The sequence below is a fragment of the Paenibacillus shirakamiensis genome (assembly GCF_017874255.1).
In the GTDB taxonomy this organism is placed as follows: Bacteria; Bacillota; Bacilli; order Paenibacillales; family Paenibacillaceae; genus Fontibacillus; species Fontibacillus shirakamiensis.
The window spans coordinates 1,454,967-1,475,605 of sequence record NZ_JAGGLD010000001.1 but is presented as its reverse complement, the minus strand read 5'-3'; the positions used below and the strand labels follow the sequence as shown (position 1 = coordinate 1,475,605).

The window sequence follows — 20,639 nt, the reverse complement described above, 5'->3', positions numbered from 1 at the left end:
GTATGGAAAATCCTTATTTGCTACTCACTCCTGGACCTCTAACGACCTCAAGAACCGTTAAGGAAGCGATGTTGAACGATTGGTGTACATGGGATACCGATTACAATCAATTGGTCCAGAGTATCCGTACTCGTCTTGTGCATCTTGCATGCGCTTCGGAAGAAAAGTATACAACTGTTCTGATGCAAGGTAGCGGTTCGTTCAGTGTGGAGTCCGTGATTAGCACAGTCATTCCAAAGGATGGGCAGCTATTGGTTCTAACGAATGGTGCATATGGCCAGCGAATCGCGGATATGGCTAAAGTCTACGGAATCAACCATTTGGTATTAGATTTCGGTGAGACTTCTCCCGTGAATACAGAGCAAGTTGTACAGTATGTAAGTAATCATCCACACATCACCCACGTTGCCGTGGTTCACTGCGAGACAACGACCGGGATGCTAAACCCCATAGAACAAATCACTTCTGTCCTTCATCAATTGGGCAAAATTATAATTGTCGATGCGATGAGTAGTTTTGGTGGAATTCCGATGAACATTCCTGCACTACATATCGATTACTTAATTAGCAGCGCTAATAAATGCATTCAGGGCGTTCCTGGCTTTGGGTTCATTCTTGCTCGCAGATCTCAGCTTGAGCAGTGTAAGGGTCAAGCGCGTACCCTGTCTCTGGATCTGTATGACCAATGGATTAATATGGAATCTGGTTATGGAAAGTGGAGATATACTTCGCCTACCCACGTGGTGCGTGCCTTCGATCAAGCCCTTCAGGAACTGGATGAAGAAGGCGGAATTGAAGCAAGATCTGCTCGATATAAGTACAACCAAGCTCTACTAGTTGAAGGTATGGAGTGTATTGGCTATCCCGCACTTCTGGCACGCGAGCATCAGTCACCAATCATCACTTCCTTTACGTACCCCGCGTCAGGTCTATTTAGTTTTAATGAGCTATACAAGCGTCTTAAGTATAATGGATTTGTCATCTATCCTGGGAAAATCAGTACAGCAGATACTTTCCGCATAGGTAATATTGGTGAGATCCATGCTCAAGACATAACACGTTTATTACAGGTGATTGAAGATAATCGATTTTGGTAATTCCAAAGCAAGGAATGTTGATGTAAAGGAGGGCCGGTAGATGTCCTTGGTGGGAGAAGAACGCAAACAGCATATATTGAACGTGATTAATGATATAGGAAAAGTTCGAACGACAGAGCTTGTGTCTACACTTGGCGTCTCCTCAGAGACGATACGCAAATATCTGGAAGAACTTGAAGACACAAATCGACTTCGCCGGGTATATGGCGGTGCAGTTAAGATGAGTCTGGAACGGGAAGAACTGCCTCATGGCCAGCGTGAGGTGATTCACGTCGAAGAAAAACAACGTGTGGGGAGAGAAGCCGCGAGTAGGGTAGAGAATCAAGATGTTATTTTTATCGATGATGGGTCTACCACACTCCAGATGATCCACTTTTTGCGCTACAAAGAAAATGTAACGATTATTACGAACTCCGTCTCTGGTCTGAATTTACTTATGGAATATCAGAACAAGGATATGTTCATGGGGGAGATCATTTTTATCGGTGGACGTATTGTATCGAAGCATTATCGAAGTTCGGGATCGATGGCAGAAGCGATGATGACGGGGCTTTTTCCTAACAAAGCCTTTGTATCCATTGATGGATTAACTCCACATCGCGGCATCACTAGCTTCGATGCGGATCGAGCTATGTTAGCTGGGGTATTTATACGTAATAGTGCTGAGACGATTGTACTTACGGATAGCTCTAAGCTTGGAGTAACTTCCCCCTATCAAATGGCGAGTTTACAGCAGGTGGATCAGATTATCTGTGATACGCTACCTCCGCAAGGTTGGGAAGAAGTGCTGAAAAAGAAGGGCACGACTTGGGTTGTTGCAAGATGAGTGATCATTGTTGAGATCAGAAGGAGAACCCGAGAAATGGGGTTCTTCTTTTTTTATATAGGTTAAAGAGATAAGAATTGACAAGGAAAGGGAAATCATATAAGTTTATGATAATGATTATCATTATCGAAAGAATTTGCAGTTCACTAAGAGTTGATCTCCTGAAACTTTAAATTATTTAGAGCTGAATTGCCTTGTGACTCCTAAAGGATTACTTTGCTACAATTTCATTTATAGAACGGAGCTTTGAGTATGCGTAAGGCAATTGTAGTGTACACAAGTATGTCTGGTAATACATTGGAAATGGCCGAATCCATCGTAGAAGGCTTACAGCAAGGGCGCATTGAAGTCGTACTTAAAGATGTGCTGGATACGTCAGCTCAAGAGCTTGTACTCTATGATTGTATAGTGCTTGGAAGTTATACTTGGGGAGAAGGCGACTTGCCAGATGAATATCTACCCTTCTACCGTGATATGAAGAATCTGAATCTTCAAGGGATTCGCGGAGCTGTATTCGGCTCAGGAGATCTAGCCTATAATCTGTTCGCCGCAGCTGTAGATCAATTACGAGATCGCTTAGTCTACTGCGGTGTAGAAATGGCAATGTTCAGTCTGAAAATAGACCGGACCCCAAGTGAGTTTCAGTTGCAAGAGTGTGAACGTTTTGGTTTAAGTCTTGCGGCCAAGTTGAACAAGGCAGGATTAGTCTGCTAATAGTTGCCTATGCACGGGCCTATGCACGGACATAATAATACTAGTATGAGGAACTCTTTATATAAGGGTTCCTTTTTTATATTGATATACAAAAGATACATATTCTCTTTATTGTAATGATAAGGTCATACATCGTATTCAAAGGGAATTTGAGCTATACTATGAGTTAGAGATTTAGCACTGCGTGTTGTGATTCTAAGGAGGATTTATTTGTGAGTGTATCCTTAACGGGGCAGTTAGATATTTTCAAACAATTGTATATTCGCTCAGCCATAGGTACGGTAATTTTGACGCTGGACAATAGCAACTACTTAATGGTGAATCCAGCATTTTGCCAGATGGTGGGATACACCGAAGAGGAATTGCTAACCATGGATACCTCAAGGATTACCTACGGTGAGGATCATCAGCCCACTCCCGATGACTACATTGCTGAGGAGTTAAGGTCCAATCCGGAGCGAAGTATAACTATTGAAAAACGTTATGTGCATAAATCAGGACGGGTGATTTGGGCGAGGTTGTCCATCTTTCTTATCTACGATGAGATGAACGAATCTCCTCTATATAGAGTCGCTCAGGTGCAGGATGTTACCGCACAAAAAGAGACGGAAAAAGAGTTAGAATATAATCGGGATATGTATAAATTAATAACTTTGAATACCCCGGATATGATTTCGGTCAGTACAGAAGAGGGTATATTAAACTTCTTATCTCCTTCTACAGAGGCGTTACTTGGTTATAGCCCGGAGGAGATGCTCGGCAAGCATCGCGCTACATATTATCATTTAGACGATGCAACTGAAATGATACAGAAGGATAGTCTATATTCTGATCATGACATTTATAAAAGAAGAGTTCGGCATAAAGATGGCCATTACTTATGGGTGGAAGTATCTTCGCAAATTGTGCGTGATGCTGACGGTAAGATCGAGAAAGTGTTATCTATTGCCCGTAATATTACGGATCGGGTGCATTTTGAGACCATTCTTAATGAAGCACAAAGCATTGCTAAAGTGGGCTCATTTGATTGGGATGTCCTCAACGACAAGGTGATATATTCGGATGAATTTTTGAGGATTTTCAATCATGTTGTGAAGCAGAACGACGCATTAGTAGCACTATGTGATTGTATTGTGCCTGAGGAGCGTCAGCAGGTATGGGATAGTCTGAAAGACGCTGTTCAACGTGGCGACTCAGGAGAAATTGAATATCATATTCAGGATGCTCAGGGAGAACGGAGATCGATCGTATCTCGTTGGCGAACAGAAGTGGATATGATTACAGGCAAGCCCATACAAATTGTGGGTATGGTACAAGATGTTACAGAGGACAAGGAAATTCTAAACAAGCTTCGTGAAAGCGAGCGGCATTTCCGACTTATATCCGAGAATTCGCTGGATTTTATCTCGCGACACAAAGCCGACGAACAAGCTACTTTCCTCTATGCGTCGGACGTATCTCTTCCTATGCTTGGATATGAACCCCAAGAAATGGTCGGTAAGTCAGGACTGAGTTTCATTCATGAAGACGATGTTGCTTCGGTAGCAGCTTATTTGCAAAGCAAACAGTCTGAGGGGGGCTCGGACACGGTTGTATATCGGTACCGCTGTAAAGATGGACATTATATATGGTTTGAGACGGCCTCCATTTTTGCTTATGATCCGATACAAGACGTTGAGGAGATCATTGCGATATCTAGAGATGTGACAGATCGTATTCATATTGCAGAGCGACTTCAACAAAGCGAAAGTCGTTACCGATCTTTATTTGAATATAATCCTGATGGCGTATTCTCACTGAATCGTGAAGGCCATATCGCTTCGATGAATCGCAGCATTGTAGAGTTATTTAATTGTGAAGCAGCAGATTTAATGAACCAGACTTTATCTAGCTTTATTGATCCGGCATATAGGGACGTTCTGAATCGTCATTTTGAGGACGTTCTACTGCACAGTGAACCCAGAACTTTTGAGATTTGTATACTAACTCTACAGCAAGAACCCGTTGACATCCGTATGACGTTTGTTCCTATTATTGTGGACCATCAGACTGTTGGGGTATACGGTATATCTACAGATATCACGCAACGAAAAAAATCGGAACAACTGCTGAAGGAAAGCGAAAGCAGATATAAGTCACTGTTTGATCAGAACCCTGCAGCCGTCTATTCGATGAATTTGAACGGTGATTATTTAACGGCCAATGAGAACCTTGAAATACTTACGGGGTTCACATTAGCTGAGCTTATAGGTATGTATTTCGGACCCTTGGTTCCTGAAGAATTCGATGCGAAGACACAACATCATTTCATGCTAGCTACGCAAGGATATCCACAGAATTATGAAATTTCTATACTCCATAAAGAGGGTCACTTAGTCGACATTACGGTTGCCAATATTCCGATCATTGTTGACGATGAAGTGGTTGGAGTGTATGGCATTTCTAGTGATGTGACGGATCGTAACAATTACATTAAGCAGATTGAACGGTTAGGCCGGGAATATACATTAATTCTGAATGCTGTGACAGAAGGGATCTTTGGCGTAGATATTGAAGGCAGAACAACGTTTATGAATCCTTCAGCAGCAGACATGTTAGGTTTAAGTTTAGATGAAGTGAGTGGTGCGTTCCTCTTGGATACCATACAGCAGACACGCTTGGATGGATCTTCTTACGGCAGGTACGAGATGCCGATCTATCAAGCGGTGAGAGAGGGGCGCTGGCATCAGAGCAAGGAAGATATTTTCTGGAAAAAAGATGGTGCCAGCTTCCTGACCGAATATCGAGTGAGTCCGATTGTAGATAACGGAGAGCTACGCGGTGCAGTTATCGTATTCCGAGATATGACGGATGAGAAGGAGATTATTCGAGCTAAAGAAACCGCAGAGCAAGCAGATCGCGCTAAATCAGAGTTCCTAGCCATCATGAGTCACGAACTGAGAACACCGATGAACGGTATTATTGGGATGACCGGACTGCTATCGAATACAGAGCTGGATGAAGAACAAAGAGAGTATACCGACATTATTGTTCAGAGCAGTGACAGCTTGTTACACATCCTGAATGAGATTCTAGATTTCAGCAAAATTGAAGCGGGTAAAATGGATCTGAATCAAGAGCCAGTGGACATTCAGCAGATTGTAAAATCAGTTACAGATCTATTCTTACTGAAAGCAACGGAGAAAAAAGTGGATGTACAGTGGCTTATCGATGATTCTGTTCCTAATGTGGTATTGAGTGATGAAGTTCGGTTGCGGCAAATTCTCATCAATCTTGTAAGTAATGCTGTTAAATTTACGGAAAAAGGTAAAGTTTCTATTGAAGTAAGAGCTATTCCGTTGACGGATGCAGACCAAATTATTATAGAATTTAAAGTGAAAGATACGGGAATTGGTATACCAAACGAATTACAGGGTCAATTGTTCCAATCTTTCTCACAACTTCATCCTGCCATCAACAGAAAATATGGAGGAACTGGTCTAGGTCTAGCTATCAGCAAAAAATTAGTTGAGCTTATGGGAGGTTCCATAGGCGTAGATAGTGAAGCTGGGCAAGGTTCGTTATTTACATTTACAGTGGAGACTAACCCCTATATTTCGGATAATGATCATCTAGATAAAGTATTATCTAGTCCTACTTCTATGATAGGGACATCCTTAACCCTTATGAATGAAGACCAGGAGAACAAGGACTATATGGATGATTCTGATCCGTGCATGGATAGCATATCTAGCATATCTCCAGCCACGGAAAAGTATGGACCTTTGAACATTTTGATTGCTGAGGATCATCCGATTAATCAGAAGCTTTTGAAGGCAATTCTCCAACGTCGAGGGTACAAGGCTCACGTGGTGCATAATGGATTTGAAGCTTTGGAAGCTGTGCAATCTGACCCGTATGACCTAGTCTTTATGGATGTCCAGATGCCTAAGATGGATGGTCTTGAGACTACGCAGCGAATCCGACAGTTGGAAGGTATGGAACGTTACCCCATCATTATTGCGGTAACTGCGTTTGCTAAAAATGATGATAAGGAAGCTTGTCTAGCGAGTGGGATGCAAGATTTCATTTCCAAACCAGTCTACATCTCTGAGGTGGAACGGATTTTAGAGGTCTATTCTAAGGGGATTCGATTAAATAGAGAATAAGCGTTAAGATGGATCGAACTTGTTCGATCCATTCTAATTTTAGGGAAAGCAGGACAAGCGTCGCTTTAATCATGGTATACTTTTATGTAAAGCGAAAGGGGCAGTTCATTGTGGTACTTGAAGTAGCTATTTTGCGAGTTAGACTAGGTTTAGTAGAACAGTTCGAAGAGAACTTTCGCCTAGCTTCTCCGATCATAGCTTCTATAGAAGGATACCAGTCTCACGAGCTTAGACGTTGTATAGAAGATGATCATAAATACATACTACTTGTAAAATGGGACTCCATGGAATCACATACTATAGGATTTCGTGAATCGGAAGGATATCAGGAATGGAAGAGACTCTTGCATCATTTCTATGATCCATTTCCCGTTGTAGAGCACTTTACCCTTATTTAACCTAGATCTGTGGGAGGGCAATAGATGAGTAAGAACACAGGAATATTTGTATTAATTGCAGCTGCCCTTCTCCTAGGTGGATGCGAATCTTCTTCTGCGGATAAGCAGCCCCAAGAAGTATCGGATACTAAGCAGCAGATCAGTCCACCCTTAGAATCTTCTAAAGTAGAGAAGAGTCCAGTGCAACCAGAAGCCAAGGAGCAAACGACTTACTATCAGCGCAGTCCCAAAGCTCAGTTACAGTGGAAAGATGCAATATTAACGTGGTCCGAAGGGGATGTTCAGGTTCGCGCTGAGCGCGCACCTTTTGCAGAGAATAATCAACTCGTTGTTCAGAAGCTACTTATTAAGCAGGGAAGCACGCAACATCAGGTTGATTATAAGGATCCTATTCAATTAGAATCTTTATCATTATCCTCAGATCATAAATTTTTAGCAATTCATGTCCAGACGGCTGAGGGGTATTCGTTAACGATTGTGAACCAAAAAACAGGTGAGTATTATGATCTCAATACTTATCTAAGTCGCAATGGCAGAGGGAATGTAGATACCGTGGACGATTATAATTGGTCCCCAAAAGGAAGTCGTCTAGCCTTAGCGTATGGTAATAATTTACGAAGTTCTATAGCATTATTCGATCCAGAACTGCGGAGGCTGGAAGATATCCCTTCTCCCGTACTGTATATGACTACCCCTGTTATTTTATGGGGAGCCACAGGGAATTTCTTTGATTTCGTAAGCATCGATGATTCCTCCAAACCTACTCTTCATAGATATCAGCTTCAGACGCATCAAATGGAGGATTTGGGTGAAATCTCAGCGGAAGAGTTGAACCGATTGGAACAGATTAGTCCGAGCTATTCTTTTAGTTAGAGGAAGAGGAAGGGTCATGAGTGTGCACTGTAAAATAGCCTTAGTGGCTGGAGCAAGTGGAATGGTAGGTAGGGAAGTTGTTCAAATGCTATTAGATCAGCCTTCATATACGAAAGTTCGGGTACTCGTGAGAGCCCCACTGGGTATTGTTCATCCCAAGTTAGAACAGATTATTGTAAGTTTTGAACAACTGGAACAGTATACTGCACAGTTTCAAGTCGATGAAGTATATTGTTGTTTAGGAACTACAATTAAGACGGCTGGATCACAAGAGGCATTCAGACGTGTGGATTATGATTACCCTAAAGCTATAGCGGAGATGGCTTCCAAGCAGCATGTCGGTAAGTTCTTCGTGATTTCAGCAGTAGGAGCAGATCCTACCTCCAAAATCTTCTACTCTAGGGTAAAAGGTGAAATGGAACAAGCTTTGGAAGGAATAAAGTTCAATTCGCTGCATATTTTCCGACCTTCATTATTGTTGGCTCACCGTACAGAATTTAGGTTAGGGGAGCGGATCGCTAGCCTCCTGAGCCCCTTGTATTCGCCATTAATGATGGGACCTTTATCTAAATACAAACCTATTCGCGTTCAAGATGTAGCTGGCTCTATGGTACGTGCTGCACAATCTTCAAGAATAGGGACTTCTATTTATGAAGGGAATCCACTGACGATAGTCTAACTATACAACCGTATTTCGGATGTCGAACAGGACACTTCCAAATACGGTTTTTTGTCGCCTAAAAAAACTTTTATATTTTTTTGTAATCTAGAGTGATCCAAAATTCCAAAGTGTGCGTTCCATACTATGAGAAAGATGAAAACACATTCTGAAGGAGTGAAATGATCATGAAGATGAAAACATTAGCCATACCCGTACTTGGTTTAACCCTTGTATTACCAGCCGCTTTACCAGCACAGGTAGGAGCCGCAGCAGCGACTCGCGCAACGGTGAATACACCAGCAGCCGATTTGAGAGCTAATCTAGACCATTTATTATCAGAACACTTTGCGCTTGCTGTTACAGCAATGACCAAAGCTTATGATGGCTCCAAAGATGCTGAAGAAGCTTACAAAGCATTGGATCAAAATGCACTGGATATGCAACCTGCAATTACATCCCTTTATGGTGAAAAAGGCGGCGCTGAATTTGAGAGAATCTTCCGCGCTCATAACAAATATACAGACGATCTAGTAAAAGCAACAAAAATGAACAACAAAGAAGCAAGAGAGAAAGCCTTGCAACAAGTACAAGGATTCGTGGATGAATTCTCCACATTCCTAGCAACTGCGACAGCAGGTAATCTGCCTAAGCAAGCAGCAAAAGATGCCATTCGACTTCATGAAGATCAAGTCCAAAAGACATTTGATGAATATGTAGCTGGTGATTATAAAGATGCCTATGCTGCTTATCGTGAAGGATATATGACCATGTTCAAAATAAGTAAAGCCTTGTCAGGTGCAATTGTTACTCAAATGCCTGAGAAATTTAATAATACGAAATCCGATACTAAGGCTGCAGATCTTAGATCAGCACTGAATAGCTTGGCTTCCGAACACTTTGCACTTTCTGCATTGGAGATGCAAAAACAATTCGATGGCCGCAATGACTATACTTATCTAATTGCAGCTGAAGGTGGCAATACCGCTGACTTCAAAGCAGCGATTGCATCCATTTACGGTAAAGACGGTGCGAACGAATTTGAAAGAATCTGGACTACAAATCACGTAAATGCTCAAAGCGACTATGTAAATGCCGTGAAGAGTGGAAATACACAACAACGTGATGCTGTAAAACAACGTATTGATGGATTTACCGTAGAATTTGCGAACTTCCTTGATACGGCTACAGCTCAAAACTTGCCTAAATCTGCAAGTCTGCCTGCCCTTCGTACACATGAAGGTCAAGTGCAAACTACATTAGACAAATATGCAGCAAATGATTTCCAAGGTTCTTATGCTACGAATCGTGAAGGATTCAAAACAATGTTTGGTGTCGGTCAAGCGCTAAGTAATGCGATTGTGAACCAGTTCAATGACAAGTTCCAAGAGGCATCTACTCCAATGCCAACACCAACCCCTACTCCAATGCCAACAGAATCATCGGTTTGGATGAAACTGAATAGTAAATCCCTTACAATCAATGGTAAAGTAACGATGATGGATACTATGCCAATGGTGTGGATGAACAAAACTTATATCCCACTTCGTTACTTAGGAGAAGGTATTGGCGCTAACGTACAATATGATGCCAAGACTCAATCCGTATGGGTAACTGCTGGTAGCGACACTTTGAAATTCTGGATTAATAAAGATTTCATGGAAGTCAACGGTATGCGTAAATCAGTAGGAGCTAAAGTTATCGTAAACAAAGATGGAAGAACTGTAGTCCCTGTTCGTTTCATTGCAGAATTGCTTGGATGGAATGTGAACTTTGATGCGGGTCAAATTCATTTGACTAAATCGATGTAATAGTACTTATATACTAATCTTTTAAAAACATAAAAAAAGCTTTCTCCAGACAAGTGGAGAAAGCTTTTTTTTGTAACAGGAGTTTAGTGGGGTATTTTAGTACAGTAATAGACTTAAATGTATTTAAGACCAGGTAATAAGCTTAATTTATAGACAGTATTCTATCGAATTGTGAATGGAATAAGAAATAATTATCCCTATATTAGAGAATTGTACACCTGTAATTTTGGCTCCTGCTAATTAGAATAGAGGAGAGGAAATGAAAGCGTTTCCTACCATAACCTGTTAGGTCAAGGAGGGAGTTTTTAGTTTCAAAGAATATAGCAAAACCATATAAGAGGAGATGAATAATGTTGGTTCACACGAGAAAACAAAATATGTTGAAACTGAGCATGGTGTTTGCGGTTGTATTTGCCCTGATTCTAGGTCCTTTTAATGCTTTAATCAAGCCTTCCGTTGCATCGGCAGCTACAGCTTGTGCCGCCGCTTGGGATACGTCGAAAGCTTACACGGCCGGTACGATCGCTTCCTCAGGGGGTCACAATTGGAAGGCAAAATGGTGGACGCAAGGTGACAAACCGGATACTTCAACAGCTTGGGAAGATCAAGGCGCATGTGGAGATGGAGGAACAACTACACCTACTCCAAATCCATCGGGTTGCCCAGACGCATGGGTATCCACTAAGGCTTACACAGCTGGTAATCTAGCATCATATAGCAGCCATTCTTGGAAAGCAAAATGGTGGACCCAAGGGGATACACCAGGCGTGAATGGCGCTTGGGAAGATCAGGGCGCTTGTGGTACAGCACCTACGAACACAGCACCTACAGTTCCAGGTGGTCTTACTGTATCCACACCAACAACGACGAGCTTGACTCTGAATTGGACGGCTTCTACGGATGACAAACAGGTAGCTAGCTACACAGTGTACTACGGAACAAGTTCCAAATCCGTTACCACTAATAGTGCGGTGATTACAGGTCTAACGGCGAACACCAGCTATACCTTTACGGTCAAAGCCAAAGACAATGAAGGACTTGAATCTGCGGCAAGTAGCAGTGTAACTGGCAAGACTAGTGCTAATCCTACTACGCCGAATACTGCTCCAACAGCTCCAACTAATCTTGCATCTTCCGCTCAAACGGATACAACAGTAACTTTGAGCTGGACAGCAGCTACAGATGATAAAGCAGTAACAGGTTACACCGTATACTACACTGGCGGTAAAGTGGATGTTACATCGACTTCTGCGGTAGTTACGGGACTTACAGCAAATACGGACTATTCCTTTACTGTGAAAGCAAAGGATGCTGAAGGTTTGGAATCCGCAGCGAGCAACGCAGTTGCTGTGAAGACTAAGGCAGCTGTAGCGAATCAAGCTCCTACAGTTCCAGCTAACGTTGCTTCATCAGCACAAACGGCTACAACTGTAACTTTGTCTTGGACTGCATCTACAGATGATAAAGCGGTGACTGGCTACACTGTGTATTACACAGGTGGCAAACAAGAAGTGACTACTACTAATGCAGTGGTAACTGGATTACAAGCAGATACTCAGTATTCTTTCACTGTAAAAGCGAAAGATGCCGAAGGTCTGGAATCCGCGGCGAGCGCAGCTCTTGCTGTGAAAACTGCAAAAGCGGATACAACAACTAATCAAGAAGCTTGTCGTCCTGAAGGATTGTTCAACTCTGGCGTAACTGGAATTCCTTACTGCCAAGCGTATGACACAGACGGACGCGAAAAATTAGCGAACGATGCGAAGCGCCGCATTATTGGTTACTTTACAAGCTGGAGAACAGGTAAAGATGGTGCACCTAAATACTTGGCATCTGATATTCCTTGGAATTACTTGACGCATATCAACTATGCTTTTGCGCATATCGATAGCAGCAATAAAGTATCAGTTGGTAGCGAGACCAATGCTAATAACTCTTCTGTTGGGATGACATGGCCTGAATTTAGTGATGCAGCTATGGATCCAACACTTCCTTACAAAGGTAATTTGAATTTGATGAACAAATTCAAGAAACAACATCCAGGCGTGAAGACTTTGGTCTCCATTGGTGGATGGGCTGAGACTGGCGGTTACTTTGATGATAATGGAAACCGTGTAGCTTCTGGCGGATATTACAGCATGACAACAAATGCAGATGGTTCCATTAACCAAGCTGGAATTAACACATTTGCAGATTCCGTAGTAGCGTTCCTTCGCAAGTATGATTTCAATGGAGCGGATCTGGATTATGAATATCCAACAACGATGGACAAAGCAGGAAATCCACTGGATTGGAGCTTCTCCAGCCCACGTCTGAAAGGTCTGCAAGCGAGTTATGATGCTCTACTCAAAACGCTTCGCACGAAGCTCGATCAAGCTTCAGCACAAGACGGTAAATACTATATGCTTACGATTGCATCCCCATCTTCAGGGTACTTGCTTCGTGGTATGGAGACATTCAACCCTCTTAAATATCTAGACTATGTAAATGTAATGAGTTATGACCTACATGGAGCTTGGAACAAATTCGTAGGACCGAATGCGGCATTGTTCGATGATGGTAAAGATGCGGAACTCGCAGCAAGTTCTGTATACTCTACTTCTCAATATGGCGGAATTGGATATTTGAATACGGACTGGGCATATCACTATATGCGCGGCATGATGGCGGCTGGACGGATTAACATCGGAGTACCTTATTACACTCGGGGTTTCAAGAACGTTACAGGAGGAACAAATGGATTATGGGGCAGTTCTTCAGGAACTAACTGTGCTCAAGGTCTAACTTCATGTGGCGATGGTGCGACGGGCGTAGATAACATCTGGCATGATACAGAGAATGGCAAAGAAGTAGGCGCAGGTTCAAACCCGATGTGGCATGCGAAGAACCTTGAAAAAGGTATCGTTGGTTCTTATCTTAAAGACTATGGTCTTGCAGGAGCTACATTAACGGGTACCTATACTCGTAACTATGACTCTACATTGGTAGCCCCATGGTTATGGAACCCAACTACGAAAGTATTCTTATCTACTGAAGATGAACAGTCTTTAGGAGCCAAAGCAGATTATGTTGTGAAAAATGGCATTGGCGGAGTCATGATCTGGGAACTTGCAGGCGACTATGACTTCTATCCAGATCGTAACAATGGTAAGGGTGAATACTATATTGGATACACTTTGACGAAGCTATTGTCCGATAAATTCAAAGCGGCAACTCCTTACAACAGCAAAAATAACACAGCAGGTCTTCCTACAGATAAACTGAACATGTCCGTGCAATTTACGGGGTTCAAATTGGGAGATCAGAATTATCCAATCAACCCAATTCTTAGACTTACGAACAACAGTAATGTAACAATTACTGGAAGTTCCGTCATTGAATTTGATGTACCTACTTCAACTTCACCACAATTTGGAAGCTGGAGCGGAGATACGATTAGTGTAGTATCCGTCGGACATACAGGTAACAACGTGGGCGGTCTAAAAGGTGACTTCCACCGAATCGCAGTAACGTTGCCAGCTTACAAGACGATTGCTCCAGGCGCGAGTGAAGACTTCAACTTGGTCTACTACTTACCTATCAGTGGTCCAACGAACTTCACCATTACCATTGGTGGCAAAAAATATTCCATTAACAACCAATAAAGTAAGCCGTCTCACCTAATAAAAAAAGTGCTCCGACAGTCCAGAACTTGGGCTGAACGGGGCACTTTTTTATATTCCTCACTGCATGAAAGCAGTTATCGAGAATTATATTTCTGCTGGAGCGGGAGTAGGCGTAGGTTTTGCATAGCCTTCTTGATATCGATCATCTATAAATTGTCTTATTTCGCTAGTTGTCTTGCCTTGCTTCTTCATTTCAGCAGTCAGCATAGCCGTCTCAATACACACATTACAGCGCGTACCATGATCATCCCAAATGACGGTACCATCAGATTGTACTTTGCTAATGAAACAGTTCAAGTTACTCTGATGGCCTGCAGATTTTCCGCAGCCACAATAACAGGGGATAGAAGTTAGTACATCGACATGGGCCGCTGCGGCAAGATATCCCTCTTTTACTAGAGTAGAAGTCTGATTTAGAAAAGCAGGTAAAGTAGTTAGGGATGCGGTCGTCTCTTGAAGATCACCACTCGCCACATGTTCTTGATGAGAGGGAGCTGAAGTGGATTTGGACTCTTCCTTGGAACTACATCCACTGATTAAAATCAAGCTGACAGCTAGACAGAGTGAAGAATGGTAAAGTCTGGTTTTTTTCATGGGAGTCTCCTTATTCATGAATTACCATTTATTATAATGCAAGTGCAAGGGAATACCTAGAAATAGAGAGAATAATAGAAGGATAGACTACAAAATCTACACAATTATATACAAAATTCATACATGACGAGGGGTGGAGTTTTATATCATGCTACGTTCACAAGTTCTGGAGCAAATCATCGAATTAGAAAAAAAGTATCTAACAAAGACAGACTATGTCATGCCATCTGGGTTGTATTTGGGTATTGAAGGGAATGGAAACGGAAATTACTTTTGCTCTCCAGTCGACGGGGTCACATTTGGACGCACTGGGGTAGATGGCATTCATTTTGCGATATTAACTGATTTTGGAGTTGGTAAGCAATTAGATGAATGTCCAATCGTGGTAGTTACGCCTATGTCGAATCCATGGATAAAAATAGTGGCTCGTAATATAAAAGACTTCTTCACGATTCTTATTGGGCGTGAGGATGAAATGATTCTAATTGATTCATTTAGTAATGAGGATGATTATAGGAAATCCAGAGCTGAACAAATAAAAGCTTATAGTAGTCAGGATCTAGATGAGGAAGAATTAAGCAGAAGAGCATTTGTCGAAGCATTCCAACAATTAAATTATCCTCAGATCCCAGATTCCTATCTTTATATAATGAAAATCGAAATTGAGCGAGCAAATGCTGTTGCTGTATCCATACCAAATAATATAGGTGTAATGCCATTTAGTTCTGATGGAATTATCAAGTCTTCTATCACAAAAAGAGAGTTCCATCTAAAAAAGTTCAACACGATGATGTCAATGGGGGAAGCGGAAAGGCAGATTGTATTTGATAAAGAACCGCTTGAAACCAAGCTTGCTATGATCAGGCAATGTCAAATGGACATACCTGAGGCTAAGATAGCTGTATGGTTTGTAGAACAGCTGAATAATTTAGGTTTTCCCGTAGAGGCAGAGAGACTTCAACAATTGATAACTCAGCAAGAAAGTACAGAAGTCAACTTAATAGATAATACTAACTGGGGTGCTCCTTATATACAGGTGATATTTAGAGGAGGTGAAGATACATAATGACGGTCTATATCGCTTTTCTAAGAGGAATAAATGTGGGCGGGAACAAAAAGGTCAGTATGGCTGAACTCAAAATCAGCTGGGAGCAAATCGGCGTGCAGCAAGTCAAAACCTATATTAACAGTGGGAATGTGCTTTTTACATCTAATCTAGGTCCGGATGAACTTGTATCTAAGTTAGAAGCGGAAGTGGAGTCTCATTTTCAACTGACGAGTAAAATCTTAATTCGCACTGCTGCCGAACTAGAGCAGATTGTAGAGCAATGTCCTTTTCCGAAAGATCAGCTTGAAAAAGGGGAAAGCATTCATATCACGTTATTGGATCATCCTTTATCCGAGGGTGAACAAGAGGTTCTCTATTCACTAGATTCCCAGCAGGATGAATTCAAAATTTATGGAGATCACATCTATTTTTATTTCCGTCAAAGTATATTGGATTCGAAATTGGCATCTTTTTTAAGTAAGAATAAAGGGAGATCTACATCTAGAAATTTCAATACGATGCTGAAGATGCATCAGTTAGCGGAGCAGGTAAAGGAATCATATAAATAAACATTATAACGTTATATAGACCTCCAAAAAAATATGTGATATGTTGATCTTATCAAACTAGGAAAGGATGAGACCTATGTATGAACGGATCGTATTACGCCATGTCCGGTTGGTTACAGACCAACTTGTGGATTTAACTATAGATCAAGGCATCATTACTTCCATTGTTGATGCTAATCTAGGTCATGATGCTAATCTAGCGAGTGAAGTTAATGAAGTTAATGAAGTTAATGAAGTTAATGATGCTAATTTAGCGAATGAAGTTAATGAAGTACATACAGCTAATTTAGTTCTTGAAGGCAAGTCAACTCATGAAGTCAGTGAAAAGGAAGTAACTGAACTAGATATTGCTCCCCTTCCCTCCCAAGAAATATACGAAGATGAACGCAAAGATTCCAAGGTGAAAGTGGTGCAGGGTGCGGGTCTGTATGTGTCTAGTGGTTGGATTGATATGCATGTCCATGCTTTTAGTGATTTGCATCCATATGGCGATGAGATCGATGAGATTGGCGTATGGCAAGGGGTGACCACGATTATAGATGCAGGCAGCTGCGGGGCAGATCGGATCGCAGAGCTGTATCATCGTGCTGGGCATGCGCGTACGAACGTACTCGCTTTTCTGAATATTTCCAAGCTTGGATTAACACGTATTGATGAGTTAACGAACATGGAATGGATTGATCTGAATCGAGCGGCCGAAGCTGTGCAGCATTATGCGGAATTCATTGTAGGACTCAAAGCGCGCATTAGCGCTAGTGTCGTAGGTTCAAATGGGATTGAACCCCTGATTAAGGCGAAGGAACTTTCCCATATGACGGGCCTACCGCTAATGGTACATATAGGTTCTGGTCCACCTGTTATTGAAGAGGTGCTGAATTATCTCGATTATCGCGACATCGTTACCCATTATTTGAATGGCAAAGCGAATAATCTCTTTGATACGGAAGGCGAACCGCTTCCTGAGCTAGGGGCTGCTCTTAAGCGAGGGGTTCATTTGGATGTGGGGCATGGTACGGCAAGCTTCTCATTCGAAGCTGCGGAGCTTGCAAGACTTCACGGTATTCGTCCGCGTACGATTAGCACAGATATTTACAGGGGGAATCGTCTTCAAGGTCCTGTGTACAGCTTGGCTCACGTCATGAGCAAATTTCTGTATCTTGGCTATAGCTTGTCAGACATTATAGATGCGGTGACTATCCATGCTGCACAGTGGCTTCATCGCCCAGAACTTGGCCGAATTCAAGTAGGAGATTCCGCCAACCTGACGCTTTTTGAGGTTAAAGAAGAAGAGATTCTTCTAACCGATTCTGAAGGTGTAAATCGAATAGGTACTTCATATATTCAAGCGAAAGGAGCTATTATCCATGACACATTCATTGAATGCTAAATATGGCCTTAAGCGTGTAATTAATGCAAGTGGCCGCATGAGTATTTTAGGTGTCTCCGCACCTACAGATACTGTAATGGAAGCGATGAAGCAGGGAGGACAGCAGTACGTCGAAATTGCGGATCTCGTAGATAAAGCAGGCGATTATATTGCCGGTATCCTTGGTTCCGAGGCGGCAGTCGTGGTGAATTCGGCCTCAAGTGGTATTACGCTATCTGTAGCTGCGATCGTCACCCAAGGACATAGACGAACGAGCGAACGCTTGCATCAAGATCCTATTCTCAAAAATGAAATTGTCATGTTAAAGGGACACAATGTGCAGTATGGTGCTCCTGTGGAGACGATGGTGTATTTAGGCGGAGGCAAGATTGTGGAAGCCGGCTATGCGAACGAGGGGCGTAAGGAACATATCGAAGAGGCCATTAACGAGAATACTGCGGCCATTTTATATGTGAAATCGCATCACTGCGTGCAGAAAAATATGATTTCGGTGGAAGAAGCTTGGGAAATTGCAAATCAATATGGAGTTCCGTTAATTGTAGATGCTGCGGCAGAAGAGGATATCCGAAAATATGTGAAATACTCGGATTTGGCTATTTATAGCGGTTCCAAAGCCATTGAAGGTCCCACCTCTGGCATTGTAGGTGGCAAACAACAATATGTAAATTGGCTGAAGGTTCAGCTCCATGGAATTGGACGCAGTATGAAAGTAGGCAAAGAAACTTCGTTCGGACTGCTTCAAGCGCTGGATGAGTATATGAACAAACAGGATAAAAGTGAAGAAGAGAAGGCATTGCTCTCACTCTTGAACCCGCTGGAATCGTTAGCAGGTATTCGTATTTCTGTTGTGCAAGATGAAGCGGGACGTGCAATCTACCGCGGACGCGTACATGTAAATGCGGAAGAAGCAGGGCTTACAGCTACGGAGCTGAATGATCAGCTTAGAGAAGGTCAAATTGCAATTTATACAAGAGATTATGGACTACGGCAAGGTTATTTCGATATCGATCCCCGTCCACTGCAAGGCGATGATATGCAAGTAATTGCAGATCGAATTCATGAAATCGTAGGAGGAGTATAACAATGTCGAATATGGAACAGAGGATGTATAAGAAACGAGCATCACTGAATGTCCTTGCGGGAAGCATAGAAAATGCCAAAGAAGTATTTGAGGCGGCCGAAGGTCATGTCGTGGTAGGTGTATTATCTAAAAATTATCCTAATGCCTCCGAAGCAGTGGTAGCGATGAAAGCCTATGGTCAAGAAATTGAAGATGCGGTATCGATCGGTCTGGGCGCGGGAGACAATCGCCAAGCGGCTGTTGTTGCGGAGATTGCAGCAAGTTATGCAGGGACACATATCAATCAAGTATTTACGGCAGTAGGCGCGACACGGGCTAATTTACAAGGCAAAGATAGTTGGATTAATAGTCTAGTCTCCCCATCGGGTAGAGTAGGATATGTAAATATTTCCACAGGTCCTTACAGCGCAGCCAATGAGGAGCATGCGATTGTACCTGTGAAAGCGGCGATTGCGCTGGTCCGCGACATGGGTGGAAATGCGCTTAAATATTTTCCGATGCAAGGACTTGCTTTGGAAGATGAATATCGTGCTGTAGCCAAGGCTTGTGCCGAAGAAGGATTCGCTCTAGAACCAACCGGAGGTATTGATCTGGATAATTTTGAGAAGATTGTAGAGATTGCACTGGAAGCAGGTGTACAACAAGTCATTCCTCACGTCTATTCCTCTATTGTAGATAAAGCTACAGGTTATACGAATCCACAGGATGTGGAGACACTTTATACCATCTTGAAAAAATTGGTTGATCGCTATGCCTAAACGCATCTCAGCTTTTGGGGAAGTGATGATGCGTCTTCAGGTTCCGGGTTATGATACACTAGCTCAGGGTCATACGCTTCAATACACGTTCTCAGGGACAGGGGTGAACATTGCATCGGCCTTATCTCGTCTCGGTCATATCGGTGCTCTAGTAACGACGGTTCCCGCCAATCCGTTGGGCGAATCGTCCATGGCTTACCTGCGCAAACTTGCCATTGACACTTCATTTGTACGTAGAGCGGGCCAGTATATGGGCATGTATTTTTTGGAAAATGGATTTGGTGCACGTCCGAGCCGAGTTACTTACACCGACCGCTGGGGCAGTAGCTTCAATACGGCCTTGCCTGATGCTTATGCATTTGACGAGATCGCGAAGCAGGTAGATATTGCTCATTTTTGCGGGATTACGCTGGCTATGAATGAGACGGTACGGCATCAAATGAAGTCTTTCGCAGCAGCCGTGCAGAAGCAGGGAGGGACCGTTATTTTTGACTGCAATTATCGTCCGTCGCTTTGGGGCGAAAAGGGCTACGAATTAGCTAAAGCTCATTACGAGGATATGCTGGAACTTGCAGATGTGGTTCTTATGAATGAACGGGATGCAATACATATTCTAGGCATGAGGAGCACTTATGAAGATCGTGTAGATCAATTGAAAGAGCTTGTTCCACTTGTGGCTGAGCAGTATAACATTCAAGCTATAGCAGGTACACATCGCGGAATTGAGCAGGATGGTCGCCACTCCCTGCAAGGATATCTGTATAAGGAGGGAGCAATGCATGTGGCCGACCCGCTTACGTTTGCCGTATATGACCGCATTGGAGCAGGAGATGCCTTTGCAAGTGGAATTGTGCATGGTGAGGCGAGCGGCTGGGAGGCAGAGCGAACCTTGCTGTTCGCTGTGAAAGCAGCTGTTCATGCGCATACGATAGCGGGGGATACTCCGAATGCAACAGAAATAGAAATTTTGGAGCTGGTCACAGAGACCCTTCGGGATGTAGAAAGGTAGCTG

The 20,639-nt window shown here is 42.7% G+C and carries 16 protein-coding genes; 15 read left to right on the top strand and 1 reads right to left on the bottom strand.

Features of this window, described 5'->3' with window-relative positions; genetic code table 11:
- The first annotated feature begins 2 nt into the window (after positions 1-2).
- The 9 genes from phnW (at position 3) to J2Z69_RS06575 (ending at position 14,169) form a co-directional block, all read left to right on the top strand.
- Complete coding sequence (gene phnW / locus J2Z69_RS06615) at positions 3-1,097, top strand: 2-aminoethylphosphonate--pyruvate transaminase (RefSeq protein ID WP_209860573.1); 1,095 nt, start codon at positions 3-5, stop codon at positions 1,095-1,097.
- A gap of 40 nt (positions 1,098-1,137) precedes the next feature.
- Positions 1,138-1,923, top strand: a complete 786-nt coding sequence (locus J2Z69_RS06610; protein ID WP_209860269.1) for a DeoR/GlpR family DNA-binding transcription regulator — start codon at positions 1,138-1,140, stop codon at positions 1,921-1,923.
- Positions 1,924-2,175: 252 nt separating this feature from the next.
- Complete coding sequence (locus J2Z69_RS06605) at positions 2,176-2,637, top strand: flavodoxin (protein WP_209860267.1); 462 nt, start codon at positions 2,176-2,178, stop codon at positions 2,635-2,637.
- A 212-nt stretch (positions 2,638-2,849) separates the two neighbouring features.
- A complete protein-coding gene (locus tag J2Z69_RS06600) occupies positions 2,850-6,785 on the top strand; it encodes a PAS domain S-box protein (protein ID WP_209860265.1) in 3,936 nt (1,311 codons plus the stop codon).
- A 110-nt stretch (positions 6,786-6,895) separates the two neighbouring features.
- Positions 6,896-7,183, top strand: a complete 288-nt coding sequence (locus J2Z69_RS06595; protein ID WP_209860571.1) for an antibiotic biosynthesis monooxygenase family protein — start codon at positions 6,896-6,898, stop codon at positions 7,181-7,183.
- Between the two features lie 24 nt (positions 7,184-7,207).
- Complete coding sequence (locus J2Z69_RS06590; protein ID WP_209860263.1) at positions 7,208-8,056, top strand: hypothetical protein; 849 nt, start codon at positions 7,208-7,210, stop codon at positions 8,054-8,056.
- 16 nt (positions 8,057-8,072) lie between these two features.
- Positions 8,073-8,735: an NAD(P)H-binding protein gene (locus J2Z69_RS06585; RefSeq protein ID WP_245338974.1), complete on the top strand. Its 663-nt coding sequence runs from the start codon at positions 8,073-8,075 to the stop codon at positions 8,733-8,735.
- A 167-nt stretch (positions 8,736-8,902) separates the two neighbouring features.
- Positions 8,903-10,525: a copper amine oxidase N-terminal domain-containing protein gene (locus J2Z69_RS06580; protein ID WP_209860262.1), complete on the top strand. Its 1,623-nt coding sequence runs from the start codon at positions 8,903-8,905 to the stop codon at positions 10,523-10,525.
- A 350-nt stretch (positions 10,526-10,875) separates the two neighbouring features.
- A complete protein-coding gene (locus tag J2Z69_RS06575; protein ID WP_209860261.1) occupies positions 10,876-14,169 on the top strand; it encodes a glycosyl hydrolase family 18 protein in 3,294 nt (1,097 codons plus the stop codon).
- Between the two features lie 105 nt (positions 14,170-14,274).
- Here the strand turns inward: J2Z69_RS06575 and J2Z69_RS06570 are convergent, their stop codons facing one another.
- On the bottom strand, positions 14,275-14,784 hold the full coding sequence (locus J2Z69_RS06570; protein WP_209860260.1) for a PCYCGC motif-containing (lipo)protein: 510 nt from the start codon (positions 14,782-14,784) through the stop codon (positions 14,275-14,277).
- 148 nt (positions 14,785-14,932) lie between these two features.
- Between J2Z69_RS06570 and J2Z69_RS06565 the strand changes: the two genes are divergently transcribed.
- The 6 genes from J2Z69_RS06565 to J2Z69_RS06540 all read left to right on the top strand — a co-directional run bounded on the left by J2Z69_RS06565 (position 14,933) and on the right by J2Z69_RS06540 (position 20,636).
- Entirely contained in the window at positions 14,933-15,850 is a 918-nt protein-coding gene (locus J2Z69_RS06565) for a hypothetical protein (protein ID WP_209860259.1), read from the top strand.
- A complete protein-coding gene (locus tag J2Z69_RS06560; protein ID WP_209860258.1) occupies positions 15,850-16,401 on the top strand; it encodes a DUF1697 domain-containing protein in 552 nt (183 codons plus the stop codon). Before J2Z69_RS06565 ends, J2Z69_RS06560 begins: the two co-directional genes overlap by 1 nt.
- Before the next feature lie 67 nt (positions 16,402-16,468).
- Positions 16,469-17,788, top strand: a complete 1,320-nt coding sequence (locus J2Z69_RS06555) for an amidohydrolase/deacetylase family metallohydrolase (RefSeq protein WP_342591554.1) — start codon at positions 16,469-16,471, stop codon at positions 17,786-17,788.
- A complete protein-coding gene (locus tag J2Z69_RS06550; RefSeq protein WP_209860255.1) occupies positions 17,766-18,869 on the top strand; it encodes a DgaE family pyridoxal phosphate-dependent ammonia lyase in 1,104 nt (367 codons plus the stop codon). The genes J2Z69_RS06555 and J2Z69_RS06550 overlap by 23 nt, the downstream gene beginning before the upstream one ends.
- A 2-nt stretch (positions 18,870-18,871) precedes the next feature.
- Positions 18,872-19,627: a 2-dehydro-3-deoxy-phosphogluconate aldolase gene (gene dagF, locus J2Z69_RS06545; RefSeq protein WP_209860253.1), complete on the top strand. Its 756-nt coding sequence runs from the start codon at positions 18,872-18,874 to the stop codon at positions 19,625-19,627.
- Positions 19,620-20,636, top strand: coding sequence for a sugar kinase (locus tag J2Z69_RS06540; protein ID WP_209860252.1), 1,017 nt, complete (start codon positions 19,620-19,622; stop codon positions 20,634-20,636). Before dagF ends, J2Z69_RS06540 begins: the two co-directional genes overlap by 8 nt.
- Positions 20,637-20,639 lie beyond the last annotated feature (3 nt).